Annotated in this window: 31 protein-coding genes; 13 read left to right on the top strand and 18 right to left on the bottom strand. The window is 47.2% G+C overall.

The genetic code is table 11. From position 1 onward, the window contains the following. Positions 1 to 2: 2 nt before the first annotated feature. The 6 genes from ACFQRK_RS11925 to arr form a co-directional block, all read right to left on the bottom strand. Positions 3 to 878: a lysophospholipid acyltransferase family protein gene (locus ACFQRK_RS11925; protein ID WP_379006870.1), complete on the bottom strand. Its 876-nt coding sequence runs from the start codon at positions 876 to 878 to the stop codon at positions 3 to 5. A 1-nt stretch (position 879) separates the two neighbouring features. Continuing rightward, a complete protein-coding gene (locus ACFQRK_RS11920) occupies positions 880 to 1,800 on the bottom strand; it encodes a DUF6268 family outer membrane beta-barrel protein (RefSeq protein ID WP_379006868.1) in 921 nt (306 codons plus the stop codon). A gap of 129 nt (positions 1,801 to 1,929) precedes the next feature. Continuing rightward, a complete protein-coding gene (locus tag ACFQRK_RS11915) occupies positions 1,930 to 2,685 on the bottom strand; it encodes a LytR/AlgR family response regulator transcription factor (protein WP_379006867.1) in 756 nt (251 codons plus the stop codon). After that, positions 2,682 to 3,689, bottom strand: a complete 1,008-nt coding sequence (locus ACFQRK_RS11910; protein WP_379006865.1) for a sensor histidine kinase — start codon at positions 3,687 to 3,689, stop codon at positions 2,682 to 2,684. Before ACFQRK_RS11910 ends, ACFQRK_RS11915 begins: the two co-directional genes overlap by 4 nt. 103 nt (positions 3,690 to 3,792) lie before the next feature. After that, on the bottom strand, positions 3,793 to 4,062 hold the full coding sequence (locus tag ACFQRK_RS11905) for a flavin reductase (RefSeq protein ID WP_379006990.1): 270 nt from the start codon (positions 4,060 to 4,062) through the stop codon (positions 3,793 to 3,795). Positions 4,063 to 4,117: 55 nt separating this feature from the next. Next, positions 4,118 to 4,531 (bottom strand): NAD(+)--rifampin ADP-ribosyltransferase, encoded by a 414-nt coding sequence (gene arr, locus ACFQRK_RS11900; protein ID WP_379006987.1) that lies wholly within the window; start codon positions 4,529 to 4,531, stop codon positions 4,118 to 4,120. A gap of 761 nt (positions 4,532 to 5,292) precedes the next feature. On the opposite strand from arr, the gene ACFQRK_RS11895 reads away from it, so the two are divergent. Both ACFQRK_RS11895 and ACFQRK_RS11890 read left to right on the top strand, forming a co-directional pair. Continuing rightward, positions 5,293 to 6,852: a hypothetical protein gene (locus tag ACFQRK_RS11895; RefSeq protein WP_379006863.1), complete on the top strand. Its 1,560-nt coding sequence runs from the start codon at positions 5,293 to 5,295 to the stop codon at positions 6,850 to 6,852. Between the two features lie 183 nt (positions 6,853 to 7,035). Then, a complete protein-coding gene (locus ACFQRK_RS11890; protein ID WP_379006862.1) occupies positions 7,036 to 7,392 on the top strand; it encodes a bleomycin resistance protein in 357 nt (118 codons plus the stop codon). Between the two features lie 81 nt (positions 7,393 to 7,473). Here ACFQRK_RS11890 and ACFQRK_RS11885 read toward each other — a convergent pair whose 3' ends face one another. The 4 genes from ACFQRK_RS11885 to ACFQRK_RS11870 all read right to left on the bottom strand — a co-directional run bounded on the left by ACFQRK_RS11885 (position 7,474) and on the right by ACFQRK_RS11870 (position 10,470). Beyond that, positions 7,474 to 8,136 carry a hypothetical protein gene (locus ACFQRK_RS11885; protein WP_379006861.1) on the bottom strand — a complete coding sequence of 221 codons (663 nt, stop codon included), beginning with the start codon at positions 8,134 to 8,136 and terminating at the stop codon, positions 7,474 to 7,476. Positions 8,137 to 8,145: 9 nt separating this feature from the next. After that, on the bottom strand, positions 8,146 to 8,652 hold the full coding sequence (locus ACFQRK_RS11880) for an RNA polymerase sigma factor (RefSeq protein WP_379006859.1): 507 nt from the start codon (positions 8,650 to 8,652) through the stop codon (positions 8,146 to 8,148). Between the two features lie 62 nt (positions 8,653 to 8,714). Continuing rightward, complete coding sequence (rsgA, locus tag ACFQRK_RS11875; RefSeq protein ID WP_379006857.1) at positions 8,715 to 9,770, bottom strand: ribosome small subunit-dependent GTPase A; 1,056 nt, start codon at positions 9,768 to 9,770, stop codon at positions 8,715 to 8,717. A gap of 298 nt (positions 9,771 to 10,068) precedes the next feature. Next, positions 10,069 to 10,470, bottom strand: a complete 402-nt coding sequence (locus ACFQRK_RS11870; RefSeq protein WP_379006855.1) for a VOC family protein — start codon at positions 10,468 to 10,470, stop codon at positions 10,069 to 10,071. A 162-nt stretch (positions 10,471 to 10,632) separates the two neighbouring features. Here ACFQRK_RS11870 and ACFQRK_RS11865 point away from each other — a divergent pair, with 162 nt between their 5' ends. The 3 genes from ACFQRK_RS11865 (at position 10,633) to ACFQRK_RS11855 (ending at position 12,583) form a co-directional block, all read left to right on the top strand. Continuing rightward, the gene (locus ACFQRK_RS11865; protein WP_379006854.1) at positions 10,633 to 10,944 is read left to right on the top strand and encodes a hypothetical protein; all 312 of its coding nucleotides are present in this window, start codon (positions 10,633 to 10,635) and stop codon (positions 10,942 to 10,944) included. Beyond that, positions 10,917 to 11,588, top strand: a complete 672-nt coding sequence (locus ACFQRK_RS11860; RefSeq protein WP_379006851.1) for an ATP-binding cassette domain-containing protein — start codon at positions 10,917 to 10,919, stop codon at positions 11,586 to 11,588. The genes ACFQRK_RS11865 and ACFQRK_RS11860 overlap by 28 nt, the downstream gene beginning before the upstream one ends. A 98-nt stretch (positions 11,589 to 11,686) precedes the next feature. Continuing rightward, on the top strand, positions 11,687 to 12,583 hold the full coding sequence (locus ACFQRK_RS11855; RefSeq protein ID WP_379006848.1) for an alpha/beta fold hydrolase: 897 nt from the start codon (positions 11,687 to 11,689) through the stop codon (positions 12,581 to 12,583). On the opposite strand, the gene ACFQRK_RS11850 is transcribed toward ACFQRK_RS11855, so the two are convergent. Continuing rightward, complete coding sequence (locus ACFQRK_RS11850; RefSeq protein WP_379006986.1) at positions 12,566 to 13,117, bottom strand: AAA family ATPase; 552 nt, start codon at positions 13,115 to 13,117, stop codon at positions 12,566 to 12,568. The genes ACFQRK_RS11855 and ACFQRK_RS11850 overlap by 18 nt on opposite strands. Positions 13,118 to 13,269: 152 nt before the next feature. Beyond that, a complete protein-coding gene (locus ACFQRK_RS11845; protein ID WP_379006847.1) occupies positions 13,270 to 13,842 on the bottom strand; it encodes a DUF4142 domain-containing protein in 573 nt (190 codons plus the stop codon). Positions 13,843 to 14,196: 354 nt separating this feature from the next. On the opposite strand from ACFQRK_RS11845, the gene proB reads away from it, so the two are divergent. From proB to ACFQRK_RS11830, 3 genes are read left to right on the top strand one after another with little or no spacing between them, the layout of a single operon-like run. Then, on the top strand, positions 14,197 to 15,231 hold the full coding sequence (gene proB / locus ACFQRK_RS11840; protein WP_379006845.1) for a glutamate 5-kinase: 1,035 nt from the start codon (positions 14,197 to 14,199) through the stop codon (positions 15,229 to 15,231). A 9-nt stretch (positions 15,232 to 15,240) separates the two neighbouring features. Next, positions 15,241 to 16,488 carry a glutamate-5-semialdehyde dehydrogenase gene (locus ACFQRK_RS11835; RefSeq protein ID WP_379006843.1) on the top strand — a complete coding sequence of 416 codons (1,248 nt, stop codon included), beginning with the start codon at positions 15,241 to 15,243 and terminating at the stop codon, positions 16,486 to 16,488. A gap of 22 nt (positions 16,489 to 16,510) precedes the next feature. Beyond that, positions 16,511 to 16,813: a hypothetical protein gene (locus ACFQRK_RS11830; protein WP_379006842.1), complete on the top strand. Its 303-nt coding sequence runs from the start codon at positions 16,511 to 16,513 to the stop codon at positions 16,811 to 16,813. Positions 16,814 to 16,882: 69 nt separating this feature from the next. On the opposite strand, the gene ACFQRK_RS11825 is transcribed toward ACFQRK_RS11830, so the two are convergent. Further along, a complete protein-coding gene (locus tag ACFQRK_RS11825; RefSeq protein ID WP_379006840.1) occupies positions 16,883 to 17,698 on the bottom strand; it encodes a hypothetical protein in 816 nt (271 codons plus the stop codon). Between the two features lie 330 nt (positions 17,699 to 18,028). Between ACFQRK_RS11825 and ACFQRK_RS11820 the strand changes: the two genes are divergently transcribed. After that, complete coding sequence (locus ACFQRK_RS11820) at positions 18,029 to 18,628, top strand: O-methyltransferase (protein WP_379006838.1); 600 nt, start codon at positions 18,029 to 18,031, stop codon at positions 18,626 to 18,628. Here the strand turns inward: ACFQRK_RS11820 and ACFQRK_RS11815 are convergent, their stop codons facing one another. Beyond that, positions 18,629 to 19,000, bottom strand: a complete 372-nt coding sequence (locus ACFQRK_RS11815; RefSeq protein WP_379006836.1) for a DoxX family protein — start codon at positions 18,998 to 19,000, stop codon at positions 18,629 to 18,631. Positions 19,001 to 19,176: 176 nt separating this feature from the next. Between ACFQRK_RS11815 and ACFQRK_RS11810 the strand changes: the two genes are divergently transcribed. The 4 genes from ACFQRK_RS11810 to ACFQRK_RS11795 all read left to right on the top strand — a co-directional run bounded on the left by ACFQRK_RS11810 (position 19,177) and on the right by ACFQRK_RS11795 (position 21,242). Next, positions 19,177 to 19,554: a winged helix-turn-helix transcriptional regulator gene (locus tag ACFQRK_RS11810; protein WP_379006834.1), complete on the top strand. Its 378-nt coding sequence runs from the start codon at positions 19,177 to 19,179 to the stop codon at positions 19,552 to 19,554. 170 nt (positions 19,555 to 19,724) lie between these two features. Continuing rightward, the gene (locus ACFQRK_RS11805) at positions 19,725 to 20,309 is read left to right on the top strand and encodes a dihydrofolate reductase family protein (RefSeq protein WP_379006833.1); all 585 of its coding nucleotides are present in this window, start codon (positions 19,725 to 19,727) and stop codon (positions 20,307 to 20,309) included. Positions 20,310 to 20,317: 8 nt separating this feature from the next. After that, positions 20,318 to 20,776 carry a VOC family protein gene (locus ACFQRK_RS11800; protein ID WP_379006830.1) on the top strand — a complete coding sequence of 153 codons (459 nt, stop codon included), beginning with the start codon at positions 20,318 to 20,320 and terminating at the stop codon, positions 20,774 to 20,776. Between the two features lie 28 nt (positions 20,777 to 20,804). After that, on the top strand, positions 20,805 to 21,242 hold the full coding sequence (locus ACFQRK_RS11795) for a PH domain-containing protein (RefSeq protein WP_379006829.1): 438 nt from the start codon (positions 20,805 to 20,807) through the stop codon (positions 21,240 to 21,242). Positions 21,243 to 21,632: 390 nt separating this feature from the next. Here the strand turns inward: ACFQRK_RS11795 and ACFQRK_RS11790 are convergent, their stop codons facing one another. The 4 genes from ACFQRK_RS11790 to ACFQRK_RS11775 all read right to left on the bottom strand — a co-directional run bounded on the left by ACFQRK_RS11790 (position 21,633) and on the right by ACFQRK_RS11775 (position 23,645). Then, entirely contained in the window at positions 21,633 to 21,962 is a 330-nt protein-coding gene (locus ACFQRK_RS11790; RefSeq protein ID WP_379006827.1) for a YiiX/YebB-like N1pC/P60 family cysteine hydrolase, read from the bottom strand. Further along, the gene (locus tag ACFQRK_RS11785) at positions 21,959 to 22,294 is read right to left on the bottom strand and encodes a hypothetical protein (protein WP_379006825.1); all 336 of its coding nucleotides are present in this window, start codon (positions 22,292 to 22,294) and stop codon (positions 21,959 to 21,961) included. The genes ACFQRK_RS11790 and ACFQRK_RS11785 overlap by 4 nt, the downstream gene beginning before the upstream one ends. Before the next feature lie 54 nt (positions 22,295 to 22,348). Next, a complete protein-coding gene (locus ACFQRK_RS11780) occupies positions 22,349 to 23,209 on the bottom strand; it encodes an NAD(P)H-binding protein (protein WP_379006823.1) in 861 nt (286 codons plus the stop codon). A 187-nt stretch (positions 23,210 to 23,396) separates the two neighbouring features. After that, the gene (locus tag ACFQRK_RS11775) at positions 23,397 to 23,645 is read right to left on the bottom strand and encodes a hypothetical protein (protein WP_379006822.1); all 249 of its coding nucleotides are present in this window, start codon (positions 23,643 to 23,645) and stop codon (positions 23,397 to 23,399) included. Between the last annotated feature and the right edge of the window lie 62 nt (positions 23,646 to 23,707).

Below are 23,707 nucleotides of genomic sequence, written 5' to 3'. Positions count from 1 at the left end.
ATTTATCTTTTCCATCGTTTATGCGTCCACAGCCAGCCGTATGGTTCCTCGCGGATATTTTCCGTCAGCAGGTCTATGTACTTCTGGGTGATTTCGCCGTCGCCCATCGCTTCGGCTTTGGCACACAGCGGCACACAGACTATTTTGTAATTCCCTTTTGACAGCTGCGTGATGTGTAGGTAGATCACGGCCGTCCGACCTGCGCGGGCCAGTTTTTCCATACCCGAAAAAACATAGGTTTCCTGGTTCAATAGCGTAAACCGGTAGTTCTCCTCTCGAATGTGCGGGCATTGGTCGGCAAGAAACAGGTAGACCGCGGGGCCTGCATCTTTCGACAGCATGTGGCGAATCACGGCAGTTCCAGACATTAACTTCATGCCGAAACGGGACCGGAGCTTCACCATCAGCCGGTTGATCGTTGCCGACCGGAGGGGTTTGTAAACGGCATATATCTCGTGGCGCATTTTATGGGGCATCACATTCAGCATCTCCCAATTGCCGCAATGCCCCAGACAGGCAATCACATTGCGTCCGCAGTTGATATACCGGTCGATCAAGTCCAAATTCTCGAATATGATTTTCCTCTCCAGTAGGTCTATCGGCGCAGAGACGCCTTTTATGATTTCAGCAAAGTAGGCGCAAAAGCACGCGTAAAACTTTTTAACGATGGCGTGGATTTCGCCATACCGCTTATCCGGAAACGAACGCGCCACATTTTGGATGACCGTTGTTTTCCGGTAGCCTATGAGGTAATAAGCAAAGAAAAACGTAAAAGAAGCCATCGCATACAGCCATGCGATGGGCAGCAGGCTTACAACGTAGGTAATTCCATAAACGCCCCAATAGGCAACGTTCCGTAAGGTTTGCTTCAGGTTCATCTTAAAACTTCATTTTTAACCCTACTGACGCATAGGGGGAGGCCGAAAAATGATAGTCATTATCCCCGGCAAACACCCCCTTCAAGGTTCGGTCGCTGTAGGTTGCCGGGCGGAACAGGTTTAGCCCTGCCATCGCCGTTATCGACAGCCCGGTTTTGCCAAGCGTTAATTCGGGACGAAACCCCGTAACGATGTATTGATGCGAGAAGATTACGTCTTTGCCGTCCTTGGTAAGCAAAGCAACCTGCCCGTTCATTTCAAGGGCATACGATAGTTTGAAGCGGTCATTGAAGCCGTAGCCTGCCGACACATCCAACCCCTCCACCAGCTCAATCGTTACGTCGAATTTCCCGTCATGCCGCCAGTTGATGTAGACGGCCGGAAACACCATCGGATACCCGAGGGAACTGTTTATCGCCACACCACCGCCAATATCGAGGTTAGGGTTCAGGTGGCGGATAAACACCACGCCCCCGCTTCCAAGCACGTTTTTAAAGCCGATTCTGGAAAAATCGGTCGTGGGTGTAAATATCCCCGCTCCTACGCTTGCCCGCATCGACCACTTATTGTTCAACGGGCGCAAGTGGTAAACGCCCAGCTGTAGGTTCGCGATTTCGGAGACCATGTGCTGCGAGAAATTTTGGTTCTTTAACGAAACGTACGCGGCACCAAGCCCGACGCCCCAGGCGGTCGGACGGTTGTTTGCATTTAATTTCATCGACAGGGGCATACTGAATGCACCCTGATAAACCATCGCCGAGCCCTTGGCGTCACCGATTTTTTCCCGCGGCTTTTCACCGGGAGGCAGGTAATAGTACCCAGAATTTCCAATGTACTCCGTCTTGAAAGACAGCTGTTGTGCCCTTGCCCCCAGACCCAGCAGCATACATAATGCGGTTACGGATAATGTTATTGATTTCACGATTAATACTTGCTTTGATTTCAGCACAAAGGAACGGCGACGGGAGCGACGCTTAAAGCCATAAACGACAGGCTTCAGTATTTACCGAATGAAATGCAGCGTTTAGGGAATCGGATTTTCTGTACCGGGTTATTCCACGATCCCGTCCATCCATTTCAGGAAGTCTGGAACGCGGACGCGGCTCACCAAAACCTCGTGCGGGCATTCCGGTGAAAAGGAAAGCTTCAGTCTGCTGTTGAAGTGTTTGGCGACGTTTTCTATCGCTTTCACATGGCCGATGCAGTTGCGCGATACGCGGAAAAACAGCCGATGATCGAGCTGCTGTGCCAACTGGTCTAATGTATAATTAATGATGTACCGCCGATCGTTGAATGTGTGGAGGAAGACCACTCCGTCTTCGCTATAAAAATGGGCAATGTCTGTGGTTTCGATATAATGGTAATTTTCCCCCTTGGCTATCAGGAAACGGTTTTTGGTTTTGAGCGGCAGGAGTTGTTCAACATTCCGGGGACTGACCTTATCCGGGTGGATAGGAAAGATGGTTTCAAATTTGGTCAAGGCCGCATCCAACTCCTGCTCGTCGAACGGTTTTAACAGGTAATCGATGCTGTTCAGTTTGAACGCTTTGATGGCATGCTCATCGTAAGCCGTGGTAAAGATCACCGGCGTGGTCACTTTCACGTGGTTAAACACCTCGAAGCAGTTGCCGTCTGCAAGGCGGATATCCATCAAAATTAGGTCAACGGCAGCTGCTTTCAAAAACCCGATGGTCTCAACGACCGTCTTGGTATGGCTCTCCAACTCATAATTGGGGCGCAATTTTGTCATCATACGCTTCAGCTCTTCGTAAGCAAGCGGCTCGTCTTCTACGATCAGGTACTTCATGACTGGATATAGGGGATTTTTACCATAAATACATGTTCGGTATGCGCCACGTTGACTTCTTTACCATACATTTTATACTGCTTGGCCAGGTATTTCAGTCCGACGCCGCCTTTATCCGCAGGAGTTGACGGCTGGATGTTGTTTTCAACCGTTATGTAGTCACTGTCGATCGTAATTTTTATGTGCAGCTTTGATTCTTCCGTTGCGCTATTGTGCTTGAAAGCATTCTCGATGAGCAGTTGCAGGGTGAGGGGAATAACCCGATGCTGTTCACAGGCCGCTGCTTTATCCACCATAAACGTAAACGCGTTTTCAAACCGGGTCCGCATCATAAAAATATACGCATCCAGCGCATCCAATTCCTCCGCGATCGACACGACCGGCTGCTGGGTAAGGGAAAGCACATACCGGTAGGTCTTTGAGAGCGCTTTTGTAAACTTGTTGGCGCTGTCCGGATTGATGTAGATTAACGAAGACAACACGTTCAGCGAATTAAACAGGAAATGCGGGTTTATCTGTGCTCTGAGTGTTTCGTGCTGAAACAACAACACCTTCCGTTTTGCGATTTCGGAATCGGCTATGGCTTTTTGCTCGGACTGGAAATAATGAATCAATTCAAATACCAACAGAATAGGAATATTGGTGGTCATGGCAAACGCAAATTTGACGAGGAAAGAAGGCATTCCGGCTTGGGGAACGAGCAATACTTCGTAGATCAGGTAATTAAAAATTCCGATTAACATCAGGGATATTACCGTTATACCGACAATGTCTGCCACAATGCGGTAAAATATATTTTTGGAATAGGGCAAATGTTTATTCAGAAACATCAACAGCCCGTAGTCTGCGATGCACATAGCCAGGATGACGATATAATGAGCGGACAGCTGGATGTGAAAATTATGCCATAGCTCTTCTTTCATCAGGATAATGCTGAAAAGCATTTGACACAACGCATAAATCAGTGTAGCGAAAAAGAAGATGAGCAGCCGCTTTATATTCATTTGCTTCGTTGAGCCGATCTTCAAAAGTAAACTTTCCTAAATAAGATTTACCAAAATCTGCCCGGGTTTCTGATGAACTTCATTTTTTAAGGGATGAATTTAGTTATTTAGTTATCTCTTTCCATTTGGTCATTCTGGCTTTTAAATCGATTGTTCGACCATCCACGCTGAAGGTTCCGTCACCTTTATGATGAAATATCCTTTGTTCTTTTCTTTCAGCGTTGGTCCACGCCTTTACCGCCGCAACGACAAATAGGTTGTATTTTCCGGATAATTGGGTATCTACAACTTTACATTCAATATTAGCAAGACATTGTTCTATCAGCGGTGCTTTGACCTCTTCCGCGGGTAAGCTATTTAAATTTGTATGAATCGTCGAGTTGGTTCACAAGTATTGCGGCCGACTCTTTAAAAGATAAGCTGAGGGATTAATTAATAATCTCCCCTTTGTTTTTGGCCAGTTTATCCCGGAATTGCCGTATGGCCTCTGGCGTTTGCCGCACCCATTCGGTTACTTCACCAACGACTTTCATGGGCGATCTGGTTCGGTAGGAACGCGTGGGGTTGCCGGGAAATTTTTTATCCGTAACGTTCGGGTCGTTTTCAAATGTACCGGTTGGCTCGACGATGTAAACACGTTCGGGTCCATCACCATTTGCCAACGCAGCGGCAAACCCTGCCCCGTTAACCATGGCGGTGAAGTAAATGTGGTTCATGATGACGCCGGGGTGGTAGTTAGAAGGGCGCCCCGCGGTCAGCAAATCACCCATTTTCAAATCGGCTCGCGTTCCATGATAAAAGGGGCCATTGTCAGCCGGTTCGTTGGCAAACGTAGCAGCCAGTTCATAGTACTTCTTTGCCTGGCCAGGATCGCCCAGCCCTTCATAACATTTGGCAATGTGGGTGTAGAGCGAGGCGACAGCACTGTGCACGGAGCCATCCTTTATGGCTAGGGCGAACCGTAAAGCAGTTTCGTACCATTGCAGCCTATCGGCATTGTTTTCCTGGTACCGGGCTACATAATATGCGGCAATAAATTTTTCGAGGTCGTCGGTGGCTTCGTGCCAAGCCTGGAGGAACAGCCGACTTGCCTCTTCTGGGTTTCCGCCTTCGGCCATGTCCATGCCTTCAAGACAGCGTCTTACAACGGGATTACTCGGATTAAATTCCATGGTTGTTTTTTCGTGAAACACAAATGTAGGGGCATCTTTTTAAAGATGGGAACGTTTTGGACAATAATTGCAACGGCAAAATAAAGCCTGCGAACACGTCGTTTTAATTATAGCGGCTGTCCAAAGTCTACGCTGCCACAGTCACAATGCCCGATGGCTGTTAGGTGCTGGCCGTTAAACTGATGTGTGTCGCGATTAAAATCCCCAAATTGTTTCGGTACTTCCCAAAAAAACATATACCGCCTCTTAGACTTGTACACCATCCACCCGTATTTGACTATTATTAAAAATATTTTCCCGCAGTTTAACAGGGAAACGGCATGTCTGCATGTGAGGTGTAAATAGGTGGTACAAATTTTGGCGTTCGCCGGGCATACTTATTTTTTAACCACCTCACCGCTAATTTGCTTGAGAAAAAACATTAGTTAGACATGATTAAACGATTGACCGCATTTCACGGATTTTATGTAGTTTCTTTCTTCTTTTTTTTAGGATTTTTAAGTTCATGCGCCAAGGACGAGCTTGTCGCCGGCGTAGACGATGAGAAGCTTGACGCAACGATAGCCTCGTCCGCAGGCTTATCTTCGGGTTCAGCGGGACCGTTCCTGTACGGCTCCAATATGGGGTATTACTCAGGTTGGTCCGATCAGCAGCTGGCTCAATTGCTAATTGGCAATCAGAGCAAGAATATTGCTGGCGCCGGGGTAAACAGCCTGCGTCCGGCAATGTACGATCATTTTGTGCAGCGATGGGGCTACGACATCCGGGCAGGTGCTTTTGAAACCTACCGACAATTGGGCGGCAAGGACCATACCATGTATCTCAGTGGACCTTCCGACGCGCACAGGGAAAAGACCAAGTACTGCAATGGCGTGCAGTCCAAAACCTTCGCTAACCTGTATGAACCCATATGGTCATCACCCGGAAAGGTGAATGCTAAAAATTACTACGCCAATTACGTTTACCATGTAGTAAAGACCTATGGCTCCTATGTAAAGTATTGGGAGGTTTGGAACGAACCGGACTATACCAACAACTGGTCGGCCAGCCAAACCTGGGCCAAATCAGACCCCAATCCCTGCGACCTGCGCAACTTTGCCGCGCCCATCCAGTCCTATGTTCGCATGCTTAGAATCACCCATGAGATCGTTAGGCATCTGGATAAAGATGGCCTGGTCTGCGTAGGTGGCCTGGGTTATCCCGGTTTTCTGGATGCGATATTGCGCAATACCGATAACCCCAATAAAGGAAGTGTAACTGCCAATTACCCCAAAAAAGGCGGACAGTGGTTCGATTGTCTGAGTTACCATGTATATCCGATGTATTATTTAGGTAGCAACCGCAACTCAGACGCAGCAGCTGCAACGGTAGTCCGCTTTAAGAACGACTTTCAGGCCGTACTGGATAAGTATTCCTATAACGGCAAAACTAATCCCAAAAAAGCTTTTATTGTCACAGAAACCAATATCCCCCGTAAAGCTATCGGCAACTACGTTGGAGGCAATGAAGTGCAGCGAAACTTTTTGATCAAGGCAGCAGTCACCGCGCAAAAGGCGGGTATCAATGGGCTGTACGTTTATTGCCCGGCTGAAAGCAAGCCACTGTCCCAAGCCACCGATCCCTATCAGGCGATGGGCTTCTACCAAAACCTATCATCCAGTCCTTACAACGCCACGATAACACCTGGTGGTATAGCGTGGCGCACCGTTAGTAATCTTTTAAAAGACCGGCGATACGATGCGGCCGCAACCGCTCAGTTGAAATTGCCATCCAATATAGACGGTGGAGCTTTCTATTCTTCGGCTAATAATGATTACGTCTGTGTATTGTGGGCCAAAACCAGCGGCACATCAGAAGTCGCGTCGGCGCAGTACACCTTCCCGGCAATGTTCAATATCAAAACACTTACGCAAATCAATTGGGAAAATAAACAGACCAAAATATCCAATACCGTTCGATTAACAGGATCGCCGGTATTTATCAAACTTTAACGTCTGGGGCAATGGCTGTATGGCGCTTTCTTTTGATGGAATTTATTTTGCCGAAGTGCCGCGGTTTGCTGTTAAGTATATCATTCAGCAGGGTGAGAGCCCTCATTTAGCCGATTTATTGATTTCGAGCGGGATTCTCAATAGAAAATATCAGTTTTGCACTTACCCTTAAATGAAATCGATATGCTTAACGACATCGTCCCCAAATTACCCATGCGCGATAAGGCCAAAACACTGGAGTTTTATATCAATCTGGGTTTTCAGGTATTTGGAAGTCCCGACTACGACGACTACCTCATGGTGCAGAAAGACAACATCCAGATCCACTTTTTCAAATTCGAAGCACTTGAACCGAAAGAAAACTACGGACAGGTTTACATCCGGACCGATGATATCGACGGGCTATACCGATCGATGCTCGAAAGAAACCTGGCCATACATCCAAATGGATCGCTGCAGGTAAAACCCTGGGGACAGAAAGAGTTTTCCATGCTCGATCCGGACAGCAATCTGCTGACATTCGGACAGACGATGACCTAGTGGGCGGCGCAATATACTGCCGCCCATTAGTGTTCTTCATTTAGTAAAACGGGCTTCTTTCCGACGGCACGTTCATTCGGCCTAAACGGAATCCCGGAAATCCTTGATAGCCTTGATGTGTTCTTTTATCTCTTTAATTTTGTCGAAATAGCTTTTCTTATACATGAAATAGGAGATCACCACTGCCAGCACAACGGACAAAACCAATCTTGGTAGGATATCAATCAATTGCTGGAATTGATAACCATCGATTAACAGGTAGAGGGAAACCAGGCCAAAGGGAATGGATGACAAGCCAATCAGCCGCTCTCGGGTAACCAGTAACTGAAATCGATCCATTTTAATTGCGAAGTCGGTGAGCGAATCTGCCGCCAGGTCTATCTGCTTTATTAAGCCAATCTTATAAATCGCTGTACCAATTTTGGCAAGCATACTGAACAGCAAGATGATGTATCCGGTCATGGCCGGGATAGCCGAAAAAGCCCGGTCTGTCAGGGACAGAAGCGCGACAAGCAGAATGACCACAAACGAAAGACCGATGTATTCGTCTCTTAGAATCGTGTTAAGGTACCCTCTTGATTTATCCGAAGCAGCGCGCTCGGCATCTTGTTCGCCGGGATAAGCAATGGAAAGCCGTGTCTGTTCCTTTTTGGAGCGCGTTATGGTGCTTCCTCCCTCCTCTTCCGAAGCAGCGGACATGGCATGCTGCGTTTGCCAAAGTTTTTTCATTTCATCAAGTTCCATCGTTTGTTCTTATGCGTTATTAAGCACGGCGGCTTGCTTCCTTAATTTTTCTTTTATGCGTGCTAGCTTGGTACCTACATTCCTTTCGGAAATACCGAGCATCTCCGCTATTTCGCGATAAGGATAGTCGTCCAAATAAAGCACGACCAACGCTTTCTCCATCGCGGGCAGTGACGCAATCAGCTCATACATCATTTCATACTTTCCATCTGCGCTAACCGGGGCCGCGGCGTGTACATCCGGCACTTCGGCCACGCTGGTCACAATGTTTCTTTTGCTTCGCCGCTGAAAAGTAATCGCGGTATTCAGCGCGATCCGATAAAGCCATGTGCTGAATGACGCTGCCTGGCGGTATCTCGGATACGCGCTCCATGCTTGCAACACGATCTCCTGGAACATATCCTGACGTATGTCGGCATCGCTCTCATATACCCGGCACACTTTATAAATCAACCGTTCGTTGGCCGCTATCAAGCTGAGGAAGTCGTTCGTATATGTTTCGGTACTTGCTGGCATTCCGTTGCTGCTATATCCCTATTAGTCGCGAAAGCTAATGAAAAATCACACGTGGGGTGAAATTAAAAATCCGCTTTACGTTGTTTTACCTCTTCCAAGATTTTCGAAAAGGACTTTTCTCTTTTTCGCTTTTCATGTTCCGAAGCCGAAAAATGCCAAGCCTCTTTACGAAGTTTTATATAGCTTTCGTAGATCTTACGATCCAGTGTCCCCTTATTTACTGCCTCCAAAATCGCACAGCCCGGTTCGTTGATATGTTCACAGTCCTTAAAACGACACGATTCAGCAATATCCGAGAATTCCATTATTTCGGTAAGCGAGTCTGGATCGTCAATCGCCAACCCGAATTCACGGACGCCAGGCGTGTCAATCAAAATGCCTGAATTATCCACCAATACCATTTCTCTCCGGGTGGAAGTATGCCGTCCCTTTCCTGTGGAAAAGCTGATATCGGAAGTAGCCAATGCGGGCCGTTCACAAAGTGCATTTACGAGCGAACTTTTCCCGACACCTGAAGAACCGACGAATATAACGGTTTCGCCCCGGCTAATGGATTCCCGTATCTGGCGTATCGTTTGGGGTTGGTGAATGCTAGTAAAGTATACCGGCATCCGATGAACAAGGTGTCCGATCGCTTCGTCGACGGACTCCTTGTCAAAGCTTAAATCCGCTTTGTTAAGCACCAAGATGGGCTCGATCCCTGCCTCAGCTATCTGAACCAGGAAACGTTCTATCCTACGGACATTGAAGTTTCCGTCGAGGCTTTGTACAATAAATGCTTTGTCGACATACGAGGCAATAGCTTGCCTATCTGCCACCGTACCGTTTTTCTTGCGATACAACGTCCGCTCCCGGCTTAACATCTCAACTATAATTCCTTTGTCCTCATCAAAGGCCTGAAAAATCACCCAATCGCCGACGCAAGGCAATTCAGATGTCGATTTTCCGAACAGTAGGCTACCAGTCAGCTCACATTGGAAAATTCCACCTTCGGAAACCACTTCGTAGCAGGTGCGATGCACAATGGCTATTCGCCCATGAAACAACGCCTTATGTATTGATTTTTGTTTTTGTTGGTCCAATCTGTTATTCCAACCGTACATTTCTAAATTGGTCATGGCTTTATAGTTAAGCATGAATAATGTATTATCGTAGCATACACTTTCTTTGTCAGAATGCTACTTAGTATGTTCTGGCGTCCGGATTGCCGGGTTATTGCCAAACGAAGACAACGAACCCTTTGTATCGCACGCTTTTTTTTTGAATTATGCTAATAAAAGATTTTTCTCAAATAGGATTATTCGAGAAGAAAGAAGGGACAATCTGCACAGTATTATACAGATTGTTTACAGTACAAGATCCGAGTTAAGTGGAGTATTAAACATAAAATCACCCGTTAATTCGACAAAGGTAGAACTAATAAATCATATTGTCCATAAGCAGCACGTTAAATTTATGTCCGTCAGGGTCAGCAAATGCAAACCCATAATACCCAGACTCGTCCCTGCGTAATTTTTGAAAGATCTCACCGCCAGCTTCTCTTACTTTCGCTTCAAATTCCTGCACTTCCTTTTCCGTCTCTGCAGAAAGCGTAAATACAATTTCATCCGTTTTCGAGCCCGATGGGAAATACGCGTCTATTCCAGTGCCTTGTTCAAAAAAATGGATAACAAATTTATTTTCGCCAAAAAAGAAACTGGCAAGTTTAGGGTTACTTTGAGGCGGCGTGTTGGGAGTAAAACCCAATTGTGTGTAGAAGTCATTTGTGCGTTTCGCATTTTTCACACTAAAATTTGCCCAAATAAATTTCGATTTCATATTGCCTCCTTTAGTCGCATTATGCGTATCTCTATGAAACGATAGCTACGGTTTGTTTAGTATTTCGCCCAACGATATACCCTCCAGCTAGACCAGCTCATGAGGGTTAGCGGCTATCAACTTTTTTGACTACTTTTAAGCCATCAGGAAAAATAGTTCAAATTGCTTCTCATCGTACTACGCCATTTTAGGTTCTTGATTGCCATTAACTTCCTCTGTAGTATCGCCCTATTGGCCAACGCATTTTCCGGTATTTCGGCAACCATGGCAATCCCGCTCATCGTAATTGCAAAGATTATCGGATATGGGCTCTCCATCCTGATTGAAAAATGGTTTTATGCGAAGCAACGTGAATACTATTTCAAAAACATTGGTATTGCATATTGCCAATTGTTTGCCCGCTTATTTGCGATTGATACGATTACATTAATACTTTTGGCGTCCGTATGGCTAATGGTCAGGAACTTTTCATAGATAGCGTTGCTTGCAGGTTTGGCAACCGAACGGTTCTCAGCGGGGTGCACATTGCGTGCAAGCCCGGCGAGGTTGTCGGGTTGCTTGGCAGAAACGGTTCCGGTAAATCGACACTATTAAAAGTGATCTTTGGCACCCTTAACGGCCGTTACAAATACTGCCTGTTGGATGGCGTCCGCTTCACCAAAGGATATCGCACCCGGGCAATCGCTTACCTTCCCCAACACCCCTTTATTCCGGCCAATACCCGTGTACGCTCGGCATTGGAGCATTTGGCACATACGTATCGGCAAGATTTGCTCGCTATCGGCAGCATCAGGGAGAACCTGGATGCCCGCATGCACGAACTTTCCGGCGGTATTCGGCGCATGATCGAAGCTTTGTTAATCATCTATACCGATGCGCGGTATGTGTTGCTTGACGAACCGTTTTCTAATATCGCTCCACTGTATATTGATGAACTGAGTGACCACATGAACCGATTAAAGGCAACCAAAGGATTTATCGTTACCGACCACTATTACCAACGGGTTCTGGATATCAGCGATCGGATGGTGCTGCTCAACAACGGCTGTAATTACCGTATTGATAAACCCGAAGATCTCTATACATACGGCTACATCCCTGCTTCTGCGTTTGAGTGATTAATGGAAACGCGGAGTTTCCGATTCAGACACGCGCGACAAAACCCTCGCCAAACAATTCCAAGAAGAGAATTGTTTCTTTTGAGAATTTACCGCGTATGTCAAGGCAAATCTACAACAGGACCATCAACGTGGATGGAATTAATCTTTTCTACCGCGAGGCCGGAGATGAAAAAAATCCCTCACTACTACTGCTGCATGGGTTCCCGACTTCATCGGTTGTCTTCAAAAATCTGATGATCGCGATGTCTGACGAGTATCATCTGATTGCTCCGGATTACCCGGGGTTTGGCTTCAGTGAATTTCCCGTGCCGGATGACTTTGATTATACGTTCGGAAACTTATCGGTGTTGCTGAACAAATTTACCGAAGCCATCAACCTACATCGGTTTTTTATCTTCCTTCATGATTACGGTGCGCCGATCGGGCTTCAACTATGCCTAAACCACCCCGAAAAAATTACGGGTATAATCGTTCAGAGCGGTAATGCACACCGTGAGGGTATGGGTCCGGAATGGGACGAATACATTGAATATTGGTACAACCCAACGCCTGAAAAAAAGGAAAAGCTGATTAAGTTCTTAAGTGCAGAAGGTATCAAAAATCAATACTTCGGCGGACTTCCCGAAGATGTATTACCCAGGGTCAGCCCCGAATTGTGGATGCTTGATTGGGAGTTTCTGAGGAGACCGGGGAATATCGAACGGCAGTTTGAACTGAACTGCGATTTCAAAACTCACCTGGAAATGTTTCCGGTTTACCAGGAGTATTTCCGCAAACACCAGCCACCTGCTCTGGTTATGTGGGGGAAATATGACATATTCTTTTCAGTGAAAGAAGCTCCTTGTTACAAACGTGAACTGCCCGAAGCACAAATCCACATTCTGGACGGAGGGCATGACATTCTGGATACCCATTTTGACGAGGTACTGATGCTGATAAGGAATTTTGTAATTGCCAAAGAAAACCAATGGGGGTCAGGGGATTGCCAGTAAGGAAGATTTCCTTTCAATCTCAGTTTTTAAGATGGAAGCACTTTGTTCGATGGATTGATTTGTGGTGTCAATGATGTTCGATTCATAGCGCCCCAGATTCGTAAATTGCTCCCACATTCTTTCCACCAATTCAGTGTTGGTGTCCTGGTCCAATTTGGGACGATTGATGGCTCGCTTCAGGGTTTCTTCTTTTGCCGCTCGCAAGATCAGGTAATGTACTTCATAATTATCTCGTACGGCTTCCAGCCACGGCGCTAAAAACCAGGGACCAATAATTCCGTCAACAATCACGTCGAACCCGCCGCGTGCAAAACGTTTTGCTGCTTCCAAAAACGCTTCGATTACAATTAAGTTTTGTTCTGCTGATTCCGGTAAAAACGGAGGTATTGCGCCCTTACGGATATACTGGTAGAAATCATCGGTGTGCATATGTACCGACTTTGATCGATCGGACGATTGGGCAACTATTGATGCCAGGGTACTTTTACCCGTCCCCGGTGAACCAGTAATAATTACGATTCTGCCTTGCTTCATAAACATCCTATGTTTGGACCGAAAAATGAAACCACGAATTTACAACTTAGGGTGTATTTCACCATCGTCTCGCGTAAATGCGGGATAATTTTTAATGCAATGGAATGAAATAGGTGTTTGAATCTATCTTATTGAATGGAATGGAAATTTTATCACCGTGTGGATACAAGGGTATGCCACTCGGCGTATTCATACAGGGATTGGCGAGGTGCCGCAACTCGAAAGGCTTGGTAGATGGAATCCTCTCTTAACATCAACAATTTCGCAGCCGCCCATTGGCGCAATTCGCCGTCCGATACGCCGTCGGGACCAATAGCCTGTTCAAACAACCGGATGGCGTTACGGTGCCAACGCGCCATTCGCTCGGTATATTTCACATCAAATGGCTCCCCTACCGGAGCAACCAGTCCCTCAAGCATAAGCTGCTCGTTCTCCTGCAGCATGTCGGGTACGTCCAGGCCTTTTAAAGCTGCCAGTTCGGCCAGTTCCGTACATGCAGCGCCGTAGTCCGACGCCATCTGCGCACCACATGCAACGACACTTTCATCTGTTCCCTGGGCGTAAGCCTGCCCACCGGCTTCAATCTCAAATTGGAGATTGCTCATGGCTAACACCACAAATTCCTGGTCCTGCATGCGGTCCATTTCATCGCAGCTATCGTTCAGACCTAACGCTAGCAATCCGCATGGCACCAGTAACGAAAGTAAAGTTGTTGTTCTGACCATCTTGAATCATTTTGCGTTTCTGCCATCGCATCCAATGGCTGCCTGTTACTTTACGAACAAATGACCTGCCATTTTGTTGTCGCGAATAGTGGATAATTACTTCCGGAATGAAGCTAATGAAGACTCGTCGGTCGTTGATCCATCGATAACCACATGTGAATTCATCACGGAACCGATAGTTAACGAAAATAGAGAACATTGGATGGCTTTATCGAATCCATCGGGTATCCAAACATCGATAAGGTGCGAACGCTCCGTCTGAGAGGTTCGACAGGAGTAATCTTTGTACACGCGGGTACAAAAACTCGCTGGATTACGCTAAAATTTGCGAAATTAGCAGACGTTTTCCATATCATGAAAAAACCCATCATCGTCATTAAATTTGGCTCCGCGTCGATAACGACGTCAGACGGAGCGGTCGACGAACAAATTATCGTGGAAATAGCGCGGCAGACGGCCAAACTGCAGGAACATTACAACATCGTACTTGTGTCGTCCGGCGCCGTGGCGGCAGGAAAAGCCTACATTCCGCGCTACAAGGGAACTCTGCCGGAGCGCAAAGCAGCCGCAGCAATCGGCAACCCGCTCTTGGTCGGCATCTATGCCACGTATTTCAGGCCGTATAAGATCTCCCTGGCACAGAGTCTCTGTGAACGGCAGCATTTTGCCAACCGTGATCAGTTTCTCCAGTTGAAGAATACCTACGAAACCCTGTGGCGCAACCATATCATCCCCATTGCGAATGAAAACGATGTGGTAAGCAACAAAGAACTGAAATTTTCCGACAACGATGAGCTGGCTACCCTCATTGCCGTGGGATTCGGCGCCGAAAAAATCCTGTTCAGCACATCGGTGCCGGGTGTATTGGATGCTGCCGGACAGGTCATCAGCGAAATTCCGGTCATCGACAAACAGGCCCTGTCGTTGGCTAGAAAGGAAAAATCAGCAGTAGGCCTTGGCGGCATGACCTCCAAGCTGAATTTCGCAAGGATAGCCAGCCAACTAGGTATCGAGGCGGTCATTTTCAGCATGCGTACCGAAGACGCTATTCTGAAGGCCGTGGCAGGTGCTACCGGTACCCGTTGCCGCGCACAGCCCAAGAAAATCTCATCCCGTCACAAGTGGATGGCCACCGGCAGCATCATTTCCGGAAAAGTAAAGGTTGATAAAGGCGCCTTGGAGGCATTGAAAAAACGGCGGAGTCTACTTGCTGTTGGGGTCACGGAAGTGATCGGCGGCTTTACAACCGGTGAGGTATTCCAAATCGTGGATGAACAGGGCCTTGTACATGCCGTTGCCAAATCCAAGATGGAATCAACGGTGATCGAAAACACGACAAACAAAAAAAATATCGAAATTGCGCATGCGGACGACATCGTCCTCTTATAACAGCAACCGATGAATAGTATACATCAACAATTGATACAGGCACGCCAAGCGAAGAAAGCGATGGGCATGCTGACATTGTCCCAGAAAAAGCAGCTATTACAGGCTATTTCTGAGCTACTGGTCGTCCATCAGGATGCCATTATCAGTGAAAACAAAAAGGACTTGGATCGCATGGATCCCCAAGATCCCAAGTACGATCGGCTGAAGCTTACCGCTGATCGCATCCAGGCATTGGCAGACAGCGTGATCGACGTAGCCAACCTGGACGACCCTACCGGTAAGGTATTGCTTCAGAAAACCCTCGAAAACGGCCTCCAGATCGAAAAACGGTCGGTGGCGCTCGGCGTGGTGGGCGTTATTTACGAGTCACGGCCTAACGTAACGGTCGACGTCGTTGCCCTGTGCATCCAGTCGGGCAATGTTTGCCTGCTGCGCGGCGGTTCGGACGCCTGGTTTACCAACAACCACCTCGTATCACTGATCCGTCAAGCTATCGAGACAGCGGGTATCAATCCGGATATCGTGCAACTGCTTCCCACAGCCCGTGAGCTGATGGGCGAACTCCTCACGGCTAAGGACTACGTGGACATCCTGATTCCCCGCGGATCGCAGGCATTGATCGACTACGTTAGGGATCATGCCAAAGTGCCGGTTATTGAGACCGGAGCGGGTGTATGCCACACATATGTAGATGGAACCGCCGACCTCGATAAAGCCGCCCGCATTGTTGCCAACGCCAAGATTTCGCGTCCATCGGTCTGCAATGCGCTGGACACCGTATTGGTAGACCAACAGGTTGCCGGCCCGCTACTCTCCAAACTGGTTCCCTATTTTGCCGCCCATCAGGTGGAGGTTTACGCCGACCCCCAAGCTTTCCAGTCGCTCGAGGATGCAGGATACCCTCACCTGCAGCATGCCACCGAAGATGATTTCGGCAGGGAGTTTCTGGATTTGAAGTGTTCCGTCAAAGTGGTTGAAGGACTGGAGGATGCACTGGATCATATCGCAACGTACTCTTCGAAGCATTCCGAGTGTATTGTGTCTACCGATCCGGCACATATTGATACGTTTTTGCAAACTGTAGATGCCGCCGCGGTGTATGCAAACGCATCTACCCGCTTTACTGACGGTGGCGAGTTTGGCCTGGGCGCCGAAATCGGCATTTCCACACAGAAGCTTCATGCGCGGGGTCCATTTGCGTTGGAGAAGCTCGTTACCGAAAAATGGGTGGTGAAGGGCGACGGGCAAATCCGTTAGGAGCAGAAGTTATGGATACGGCATGATATACATCACCCAGTTAATTTACATAAAGAAAGGCCAAGAAAAGGTATTCGACGAGTTTGAGCAAATCGCCATTCCGTCAATCGCAACCTACAACGGACGGCTATTGTTGCGGGTCAGACCTACGGATGATGCCTTTGTAAGCACCGAAATGGGCAGGCCTTATGAAATACACCTGGCTGAGTTTGACAGTATTCAGGATTTTGAAAACTTCATGCGGGATGAGGAACGCAAAAAATTCCTACACCTAAAGGAACAGTCGATCGAATCGTCGATATTAATCCGGGGAATGAAAATTTAGTCTGCCGCCCCACCGTAAACAACTCTTCCTTCAACGAATCGGTTGATCAAGCAGTACGCAGAATCGGGACTATCTATTGAAATACTCAAGTAGTTCATAGCTTCCATCCGCATACTTTGAGAGCAATTCTTTCAAGTAATACTTATGTTGTACGCCTGTTAACACGACAATTCGTTTGCCTTTATGTTCGTTGGCATGCCGCAAAATATTGATCGCCATAGAATTATTCCTCAAATCCCAAAAATTACACCATAGTTGATATCCTTCCCTGTACGAAATCTTTTCTCCATCGGGCTTTGTAACATACCGGGTCAAAAACAGGGGTTCTGAATTTGATATTTTCGGGACCTCGTGGTGTTGAATATTTTGGCGATAACGATTTAGATTCTCGAAAACGACACCATTTAATGTCTCAATATCCGTCTTCGCAAATGCTTTTAATGCATGATTCGCTTCCAAATATTTCGCATAAATCTTCATATTTTCAGGTTGTAAGGCCTTTTCTTTGTACAGGCTATCGATCAGCCTGATGGTCAACGCATCGGTGGGTACCATGCCATGGTCTAATCGAAATTGATTCCGCCCTTCAAACTCGAAGGGAAGATTCAGCGTTTGCGGATATTTTTTGATGTATTGTAGGGTTGCCGTTTGTTCATTGGAAGTAGGCCGAATTTCTTTGGTGTACTCAGCGATTTGTTTACTGTCATTTTCCTGCAGTAAAACATCAGGCCGAATTTCGTCCAGAATAGCGAAAAGCATTTTGGGCGTAAGTACCGACGAGGAGTCGTGCACGGTCCCAATGAGATAAACGGAAGCCTTCTCATTGGATTGGCCAAACGAAAACAACCCTAAAAAAGTAAGGATAAAGAGGTATAAAATGCGCATGTATATTTTCAAATTCTGTGCTCCAAAAGTAAAAAAAACCGTACTTAACCCGAAGAACGCACGACGATTACCGCAATAAGCCGAAAAGCGTTATTGCGAGGCCGTATCGAAAGGACGCAGATACGGCATCGACACCTGTTGGGCACATATTTCCCACGTGTTTCCCACGTATCTCCCACGTATTTCTCGCCTTTCTTTTGTGGGAATGGCCCGGGTAAATTGTTGAGCATCCCCGGGAACAACCTGTAGATAGCTACTCCGTGACCCGACGAAGCTTGGGGTGTTACGGAAGTCCGTGGACGCTATAAAGAAACGAAATAATAACCAAATATGTTTAAGTTTGCCGGTATCATGAACGATGCAATAACCCAGCGTTTGCCAAAAGCATACAGCGACATCGCCGAAGAAACACGCCGGCTCGGATTTACCATGCCTTCAGACGTACAGACCTGTGCTTTGCTGCGCACACTGGCTGCCAGTAAACCTGCTGGAAGGTTCCTGGAGCTCGGCACGGGCAGCGGGCTTTCCACCGCTTGGATCCTTGACGGTATGGATCGAGAATCCACCTTGGTGTCTTTCGATCACGATGAAACCGTATTAGCCGTTGCCCGAAAGTATTTGGGCGATGACGAACGCCTATCGTTGGTCTTGTCCGACGGCGCCGATTGGGTACAAGCAAATGAAGGGCAATCATTCGACTTTATCTTTGCGGATACCTGGCATGGGAAATACCTGCTATTGGATGAGGTGCTGGCGATGCTCAGCCACGGTGGTCTGTATATCGTGGACGACATGCTGCCCCAACCCAACTGGCCAGAGGGGCATCAGGAGAAAGCGCTCGCATTCATCGAGTACCTGGAAAGCCGTGATGACCTGTGGGTCGTGACACAGCATTGGGCAACCGGCATGATCATAGGCGTGAAAAGATGATCACAGAATGATCCTGAAGTTCTTATCGGTTGCCAGCAGCGCGACCGACAGGATGCACATAATTAACGAATTATAGAAATGATCGTATTCCTGATGGGCCATATGGGCGGTAAATGCCCCAATGGCAAACGGAAACAAAATCAATATCCCCACCGTTTTTAACGGCGGTTTATAAATCCCAACCACGATCAGTATAACACCGATCAATTCGCCTATACCAATCAGAATAGTCCAGGTCTTATTAAAACCCAGCGATTGCATGCTCTGCATCATCGTGGTCTTCTGAAAAACTTTAAATAACGAAGCGTACCCAAATACATAAAGATAGTAGGCAAAGCTGATCCAGTGTACGAGCGGTTTGATAATTTCCATTTTCTTATTCTTTTTTATTAGAAAATAATTGCTTTTAATGGTCTAATAGAACCTGCATTTTCATCGCCTTTTTCATCAGGCGCTGACATAGCAGGTTTCTTCGGCACAAATATCTTTATTAACTTGCACGCATAACAGAACCTACAAAATTGTAGGATACTGACAAAAAAGTAAGTATGGGTGAAAGAAAAGAAAATTCGACCAACAGCGTCAACGAAATGTATTGGAAGGAAAATTGTGGCATCGCCTTTACGCTTTCGATCATTGGCGGAAGATGGAAAATAAGTATCCTGTCCTACCTCTTGAACGAAAAAAAACTCCGATACAATGAATTAAGAAAGCGACTGGTTGGGATTTCCGAGCGGATGCTGATTTCAAAATTAAAGGAGCTGGAAAACGATGGGCTCATCAATAGGATCGTTCATCAGCAAGTTCCGCCTAAAGTCGAATATGAACTGACCGGATTGGGCCATTCGCTCAAGGACATACTGGTTTTGATGGATCGGTGGGGTGAGGACATAGCACAACTATCTAGACGTAGCACAACCACCTAATAACCAGCCGCCAAAATTTAAAGGCCCGGCAATTACAAATTGTCCCGGATGCCCCCTCCAATTGTCACTTTTGCACTAATCGATTTCGATTTTTGAACAGTACCTTTAACAAACTGCGAAGCATTCATGAATGCCGCTAAAACGGACAATAGAGTAATAATCACTTTCCAATGAAAAAACTCATTTTGCAGGAATTTATGTCCCTCGACGGCTTTTGCGCCGACCGCGAAAAGACAACGGGATTTTTTGACGGCACATATCACGCCCTTGAAAAAGACGTGGATGTACATCAAGCGACGCTTATGGATAGCATAGACCTTATCCTGATGGGCACCGATACTTACCACTTATTTTCTTCATTTTGGCCGTTTGCAACCGGTGAAGACCCCAAAGTAACCGCAGGGATGAACAGTATCCCCAAAATCGTTTTCTCAACGTCCTTAAAGGAAGTACAGTGGGGAAGCTATGGAAATATATCTTTGGTAGCAGGCGATGCGGTAACCCATATTAAATCTTTGAAGGAAGGTAACGGGAAAAACATGATTATGTGGGGAAGCATTGCCTTAGCCCAATCCTTGCTGAAAGCAAATTTATTCGACGAGATCCAGCTGATTGTCGCCCCGGTCGCTATCGGAAAAGGATATAAGCTGTTTCCCGAAGACGTCAAGCTCTTTCCGTTAAAATTTATTCGGAGTAACGTGTTTTCGGAGGGCACAACACTGCAGATCTACGGTACCGCACCAACAAATAATTGAGGAAATACATGATGACTAAAAGTAAATTGTTGCGAATGGACAACGTCGGCATTGTGGTTGAATCCCTCGATGAAGCCATTTCTTTTTTTACCGAGCTTGGTCTTAAACTCGAAGGGCGAGGTATCGTAGAGGGTGAATGGGCGGGGCGCGTCACCGGGCTGGGCAACCAACGTGTGGAGATCGCGATGATGGTTACCCCCGATGGCCATAGCCGACTGGAGATTTCACGGTTTCTCTCACCACCTGTGGTCGCCGATCATCGGAATGCCCCGGTGAATGCCCTCGGTTACCTCCGCGTCATGTTTGCTGTGGAAGATATCGATGAGACGCTGGGTAGGCTCCGCCGTTTCGGCACGCAGCTCGTGGGTGAATTGGTTCAATACGAAAACTCATATCGGCTCTGCTACATCCGCGGTCCGGAAGGGCTCCTCATCGGGCTTGCGGAACCGCTTTTTTCCGATACGTAATTGCTGTATTTTTTGTATCTTGCTCTTGATGCAAAAATATCAGGCAAAAATAGATTTGGCACTTTTTATTCCCGTTGTCGGACTCATGTTGGGCGTCACGCTGATGACGGTTATTTTGCCCCTGAATGAGGCGGATCCAAGAGCCGCCTATACCTCGTGGGGGATTGCTTTGCTCATGCTTCTTTCCACGATTTTTTGCGCCCAGTTCTTTTTAGCCACCCATTACCTCATCGATGGCCAGGCGCTGATCGTTCATGCGGGACCGCTTTATAAGAACAGGAAAATAGATATCGCTTCCATCCGGAAAATCACGAAAACCCGAACCTTCATCAGTGCGCCCGCGCCTTCGCTGGATCGGCTCGAAATTTTTTATAACAAGTTCGATAGCATCGTGATTTCACCAAAAGACAAAACAGCATTTATTACGGATCTGCTAAAATTGAATCCGGCGATTGAGGTGGCATAGTTAAAATAAAAAAATAACCCCAGCTCCTTTCTGAAAAATGAGCCGGGGTAAATCATCTTTCCCGGGAAAAAGATGTCGCCCCCATGGGATCGGGGACTATCAACCTAAACCTAGGCCGAATATAAGCATAACAACTTAACCGCGCAAGTAATTAATTAACAAAACAGAAAAAAAATGAGCAAGGCCAGTCGGAGTGGTCAGTGCTCGTTACACGTTATCGACCGATGGCGATTTAATACCGATTCTATGCAAGATATCTGCCATGAATGATTTTTTTACTTAACAAAAGTACAGGCTGAACACCGGATGCGACGGTGTGAAATAGACAATACAATGGGGCGGTCTGGACAATCTAGGGTCGGGACAATCTAGACTCCCGGCAAAGGTACATCAATCTGAATAATGCAACCGCCCCACGATCGACAGCTTGTCGCTCGCTGCCAACCCATTTGGATTGCAACCGAGCTGTCCTTCCGGCACGGGGATGCCAAGCGCATCATAAAAACGAACCCAATACGCATCAAACTCCTTCGTCTCCGGATCTTTGAAAGTCATCGGCTCCAATTCGAAAAGATGACATTTCCTAAAAGCCCGTTCCACTAAATCCGAACAATATACCGAGCTGTCATTCAATACATAAGACCAATTATACGGCTTTCCCAACCATTTCTTTGCCTCGGCGATGGCATCGGGAATGCACGGCTGATAATTGCTTTTCAATCTGAAAATGAACAACCCGCGACGTTCGGATGAGGACGCTGGATGTAATCGCCGATCGGTTCCCGTAGGGTACCTTTCTCCCCGGTTGCATGGATCAGGTAGATACGGCCGTGAAACACTTCCACTAAAGCTACATGGTCGAAAGCCTTGCTCGTTTCTCTTTGGGTAACCCGGTTAATCGCCCCGGAAAGGTCTTCGCTTTTCGCGCCCACAAATAAAAGATCCCCGTTTTGAAGTTCAATGTTGCAGCGTTGGGTCGCTTGCGGATAGGCCAGGGCCTGAACAACCGAGAACACAAGTGCAAGTGAAATTCGTAAAAGTATCTTTGCCATCCCGCAAAGATAGAACGGCCCGCACCATAAAGTGGCAAAATGCGAAAAAAGCTTTCAGCGTACAAGGTTCGGATCCCGAAGATATTGCGCCAACGATGTCGGGAGTTTTACGGCATCATCCGGTCGTTCCAGTGCCGTCCTTCCGTCGATCACCGCCTGGGTCATGTCTGCAAGATTGGCTGCTGTGTTTTCGGTAAATCCGACCGATAACAGATTTTCCTGCCATTTTTCCCGGGGAATGGATTGGGCGGTCACCGTTTTATTAAACAGTGTTGAAAAGGCCTCCGCAACGTCTTCCGAGCTGTAAGGCCGTTGCCCAATCAACTCATAAACTGCGTTTCCTCCGAATGATTCTCGGGCCATGACCTTGGCGATGAATCCGGCCAGATCAATAGGCGAATGCATTTCAATTTTCAATTTTCCGGGGAAAAACGTCGGAAGTACCCCATGCTGTTCCATAGTTTGCCAATAGGCCAACCAGTTGCTGAAATAATACGAAGGCCGGATAAATACCTTGTCGGCATCGAGATCGGCGAGCCCCTGTTCTAATATGCGCGACATTAAGATGTTTCCGGTGCATCCTTCCACATGCGCCCCCACACATGACAGCGCTACCACTTTTTTGATACCCGTCGCTTGAATGGCCTTCCGGTAGTTTTCGACAATGCGTTCGGTCTCACCAAGGATATCATTCGAGGTGGGATCTTCCGGTGTCAGGACGAAAACTGCCGATCCTCCCTGGAATGAAGCAATAAGTTGCTTGACATCAAATAAATCAGCCGCCTTGGCCTCGATGGATTTGTCGGCCACTTTATCGGGGTTCCTGACCACGGCACGTACAGGGAAACCGTCTTTTTTGAGTTCCTTAAGAAGATTTGAACCGACCTGTCCGGTTGCGCCTACAATAATATTCATACGTCTTGAGTTTTCATGTTAACAACACAAAGCTAAGACGGGTTTGTGACAACCTTATGGCAAGACTCCGCGACCCACCGGACAGTTCGTTCAGTTTCCGCTAGCTAGCGGCGCAGGGCGAACCCGGCAGCATTGACCAAATGGAAAATCCGCGGCGACCGTAGCGACCGCGAATGACTCGGGGCAGCTACCCCGGGCTTTGGTCGGACGGCTTTATGGTAAGCACCACGTCCGTAAACCAACGTAAACGCACTGTGCAGGTGAAATCTTTCCCAAAAAATTCGGCTACCTGAAAACGCACATCCGATTCCAGCGACGCTTCGTCGTCACCTCTGGCAATGAGCCCGACATTTCCCTCTATCGCCGTAAGACCGCCATCGTCTGTTTTATACACAACAAATATCAATTCCTTGATATTATTCCAAAATTTTTTCATCTTGTTTATCTTAATCTCATTCATCCGCCGGCAAGCATGACAATCCGTTGCCACACCGGCAC

The sequence above is a fragment of the Parapedobacter sp. GCM10030251 genome, from assembly GCF_042666505.1.
GTDB lineage: Bacteria > Bacteroidota > Bacteroidia > Sphingobacteriales > Sphingobacteriaceae > Parapedobacter.
This window is presented reverse-complemented; position numbering and strand designations above follow the sequence as displayed.